The sequence below is a fragment of the Enterorhabdus sp. P55 genome (genome assembly GCF_009911695.1).
Taxonomy (GTDB): Bacteria; Actinomycetota; Coriobacteriia; order Coriobacteriales; family Eggerthellaceae; genus Enterorhabdus.
Map to the genome: position 1 here is coordinate 1 of NZ_QWKK01000154.1, position 3916 is coordinate 3916.

At 68.1% G+C, this 3916-nt stretch carries 3 protein-coding genes and 1 tRNA gene; 3 read left to right on the forward strand and 1 reads right to left on the reverse strand.

The features are described 5' to 3' along the window. Positions 1–215: 215 nt before the first annotated feature. Positions 216–767, forward strand: a complete 552-nt coding sequence (locus D1643_RS10090; RefSeq protein WP_160710497.1) for a LemA family protein — start codon at positions 216–218, stop codon at positions 765–767. Positions 768–876: 109 nt separating this feature from the next. Next, the gene (locus tag D1643_RS10095) at positions 877–1239 is read left to right on the forward strand and encodes a guanylate cyclase (RefSeq protein WP_236643543.1); all 363 of its coding nucleotides are present in this window, start codon (positions 877–879) and stop codon (positions 1237–1239) included. 277 nt (positions 1240–1516) lie between these two features. Here the strand turns inward: D1643_RS10095 and D1643_RS10100 are convergent. Continuing rightward, positions 1517–1607: transfer RNA gene (locus D1643_RS10100), tRNA-Ser, on the reverse strand. A gap of 176 nt (positions 1608–1783) precedes the next feature. Between D1643_RS10100 and D1643_RS10105 the strand changes: the two genes are divergently transcribed. Then, positions 1784–3841: a DUF2207 domain-containing protein gene (locus D1643_RS10105; RefSeq protein ID WP_160710498.1), complete on the forward strand. Its 2058-nt coding sequence runs from the start codon at positions 1784–1786 to the stop codon at positions 3839–3841. Positions 3842–3916: the final 75 nt, after the last annotated feature.

Sequence of the window (3916 nt, forward strand, 5' to 3'; positions counted from 1 at the left end):
CCCCCCCGGCGCGGCGCCTGGCGCCCCGCCCCGCCGCCCCGCCGCCCGACCCGTGCCGCACGGTCCCGCCGTTCGTCCCCTCGCGCGGGCGGCTCGACCGCTCGTTCCGCCCGAAGTCCGGTGCGCATCGTGCGATCGTCAACATTTTGAGAACTACGGCCGTCCGATCCGCCCATCAGCGGTAGACTGGCGGAAGTCGAGATGGAGGAGAAGCCATGGTAGTGGGAATCATCGTCGCCGTCGTCATCATCGTCATTCTGGTGGTGGTGATCGGGCTCTACAACAACCTGGTCAAGCTGCGCAACCGCGTGGACAACGCCTGGGCGCAGATTGACGTGCAGCTGCAACGTCGCCAGGATCTCATCCCCAACCTGGTGGAGACGGTGAAGGGCTATGCCGGCCACGAGAGCGGCACCCTCCAGGCGGTCACCGAGGCCCGGGCTGCGGTGTCGCGCGCCACTACCCCGCAGGACAAGATGCAGGCGGAAGGCGCGCTGACGAGCGCGCTGCGCGGCCTGTTCGCCGTGGCCGAGGCCTACCCCGAGCTTAAGGCGAACGCCAACTTCCAGCAGCTTCAGGCGCAGCTTGCCGAGACCGAGGACAAGATCAGCTACATGCGCCAGAGCTACAACGACACGGTGATGAACTACAACACCGCCATCCAGACCTTCCCCGCCGTGCTGCTGGCCGGTGCGCTGGGCTTCACGGCGCGGCCGAGCTTTGACGCGGACGCTGGTGTCGAGGTGGCGCCGAAGGTGCAGTTCTAGCGCCAGAGACGAGAAGGCGGAAGGCGCGCCCTGAGGCGGCATGCCCTCCCTGTGAGGGCGCGGGCTCGCCTGGCGGGGCGGCGCGACAGCAAGAAGGCGAGGTGGAACCATGGGTTTGGTAGCGCGGCTCTCGCGGGTGATTCCGCTCGTCATTGCGCTTGCGGCCATTGCCGCGGTCATCTACCTGGTGGTCACCTACCGCCATTCGCCGGCGCGCGCCAAGGAGGTGCTCATCCGCGTGTTCACGTGGATCACCGGCGTGCTCTCCGTGTTCTTCGGGCTGGTGACCCTCTACGCGCTGGCCGAGGCTAACGCCGGCGTGCTCGACTTAGGCGCCAGCTTCCTGGTGGTCGCCCTCGTCGGCTTGGTCATCACCCGCTGGTGCAACCACCTCTTCCTCAAGCACCACCCCAGCTACAAGAAGAAGCCCGTGAAGGCCGCCGTCAAGCGCCGCTGGCCCTGGCAGCGATAGGGAAGGCTCGAATCCCCGTGGGGCTCAGGCGGCTTCCGGCAACGAAAAGACCCCCGTTTCCGAGGGTCTGTCATAGCTGGCGGAGAAGCGGGGATTCCCGCGCCCGCCTTCGGCAAGCGCTCAGCCCCTCCCTCGCAAGCTCGGTCGGGCGAAACGCTAAAAACGCGCCACCGGCGCGTTTTCCTCACGCGTTTCCACCTCATCGGTTCGAATCCCCGCTGCGCTTGATCGCCTTCTGGTAGCAAAAAGCCCTCCGGTCAGGAGGGCTGTTCTAGGCTGGCGGAGAAGCGGGGATTCGAACCCCGGAAGCCCTTGTGGGGCTTACTCACTTAGCAGGCGAGCACCTTCGGCCTCTCGGTCACTTCTCCAATAGCAAGAATGAATCATACCCGACTTGGACGCCCCGCGCAACGGCGTTTTCCGCACTTCCGCGGGCTTTCCGGGCGTACAGTATAATGAGAGGAATCCCTGCCAGACCGGGGTCGTCCGCTGCCCGCGCGTCGCCGCGTCGCGCGCTGTTCGGCCCTACGCGAAGGAGGCTTCCGTGCCCTCACGTTCCTTGGCCCGCCCATGCGCCCGTCGCCCGCTCGCGCTGTTCGCAGCCGCCCCGCTGCTGGTCGTCGCAGTGCTGCTCAGCATCCTGCCCGCTTCGCTTTCGCCGCTGGGGGCCACGCAGGCCCTGGCCAAGTCCTACGAGTGTCCGCGCGTGGACACCACGGCGCAGGTGCAGACCGACGGCTCGCTGCACGTGGTGGAGCAGCGCACCTTCGCCTTCGACGGGTCGTTCACTGCGGTGTGGTGGACCTTCGAGGACTTGCCGAGCAACGCGCAGGTGCAGGTCAACGGTATGCGCATGGCTCCGGTGGATGATGCGGGCAATGTGGTGGGCGACTGGGTGCCGCTTCAGCGGGTCACCTTCCAGCTGGCGTGGCGCGAGGCCGGCGGCCCTGGCGTGGACGCGTGGTCCTTCGACGAGCCGCAAGACACCGTGTACGCGTTCTTCAACGTGGAAGATGCCACGATGATCTTCGAGCTGGACTACACCGTGGTCAACGGCGTGCAGGCCTACGAGGACGTGGCCGAGGTGTACTGGAAGTATGTTCCCGAGGGCTGGGCGGTGGACTCCCGCAACGTAAACATGACCGTCGAGCTGCCGCTGCCGGCCGATGCGGCGGTGAGCGCTCCGGCTAACGATTCCGGGAGCTGGGCCGAGGGCGAGAGTCCTCGCGCCGGCGCTGGTGAGGTGCGCGCGTGGGGCCACGGGCCGCTCGACGGCACGGTAACGGTGAGGGCCGACGGCACGGTGACCTACGAGGTGCCGCTCGTACGCGCGGGCCAGTACGCCGAGGCGCGCGTGGTGTTTCCCGTCGAGTGGCTCACCAACCTCAGCCCGGAGGCGCGCAGGGCCCATCAGGGCACCTTCCGCCTGGAGACCGTGCTCTCCCAGGAGCAGTCGTGGGCCGACCAGGCCAACGCCCAGCGCGCGTGGTCGCTGCTGTTCATCGCGGGGATCGCGCTGGTTTGCGTGGCGATGCTGGCGGTGGCGATGCTGCTGTTCCTGCGATTCGGCCGCGAGTACAAGCCCGACTTCACCGACGAGTACTGGCGCGACGTGCCCAAGCGCGGCATGCAGCCGGCCGTGATCGGCCGCCTGTGGCGCTGGAACCGCGAGAGCCACGACGACTTCACGGCCACCCTCATGCACCTGGCCCACGTGGGCGCGGTGCGCATCGACAAGGGGAGCTATGCCGACCCCAAGGGGCGGATGGTGGATGACTACTACCTGACCATCGACTACGCCATAGCCGACGCCCGAACCGATCCGGTGGAGAAGGCCACGTTGGCGCTGCTGTTCCGCCGCATCGCCGAAGGCCGTCCCTCGGTGTGGCTGGGCTCCATCCGCGAGTACGGCCGCAAGCATCCGGAGGAGTTCCTTGCCGCCATGAAGTCGTGGCAGGCCACGCTCGAGACCGAGGTGTACGCCCGCCACTTCTTCGAGAAGCCGGGTCGACGCATCGGCGCTGCCATGGGTGTCGTCGCGTTTCTCTCCCTGGGAGCCGGGCTGTTCCTAGGGGTGACCATGGAGAACTTCATCCCCCCGATCTTGCTGATCCCTACGGGCATCGCGCTGCTGGTCATCGCTAACTACATGCCGCGTCGTACTCGCGTCGGCAACGACCTGACGGCACGCTGCAAGGCCCTGCGCAACTGGCTGCGCGACTTCTCCAACCTGGACGAGCGCCCGCCGACGGACGTGAAGGTGTGGGGTGAGTTCATGGTGTACGCCTACCTGTTTGGCGTGGCCGAGCGCGTCATGAGGGAGCTGCGCGAGACGGTGCCGGAGGTGCTCGAGGTGGACGCCGGCGCTTCTGCCCCCCATTACGTGCCGTGGTATGTGTGGTACGCGCCGGGCCGCGGCGTGGGAGGCGCGCCCATGCCGAGCGTGTCTGACCTGATGAGGACGTCAGTGGCGAACACGGTGTCGACGGCGCAGGCCGCTGTGTCGGCTGCGAGCGGCGGCTCGAGCAGCGGTGGCGGGTTCGGCGGAGGCTTCTCCGGCGGCGGGGGCGGCGGGTTCGGCGGGGGCGGCGGCGCTCGCTAGCGGTTGTGGGGGTCGCCGGGGCCGGCTCGCGGCTTCGGCGGCCCAGTGTGGGGGGGGCGGCCCGCGGCAGTCGGG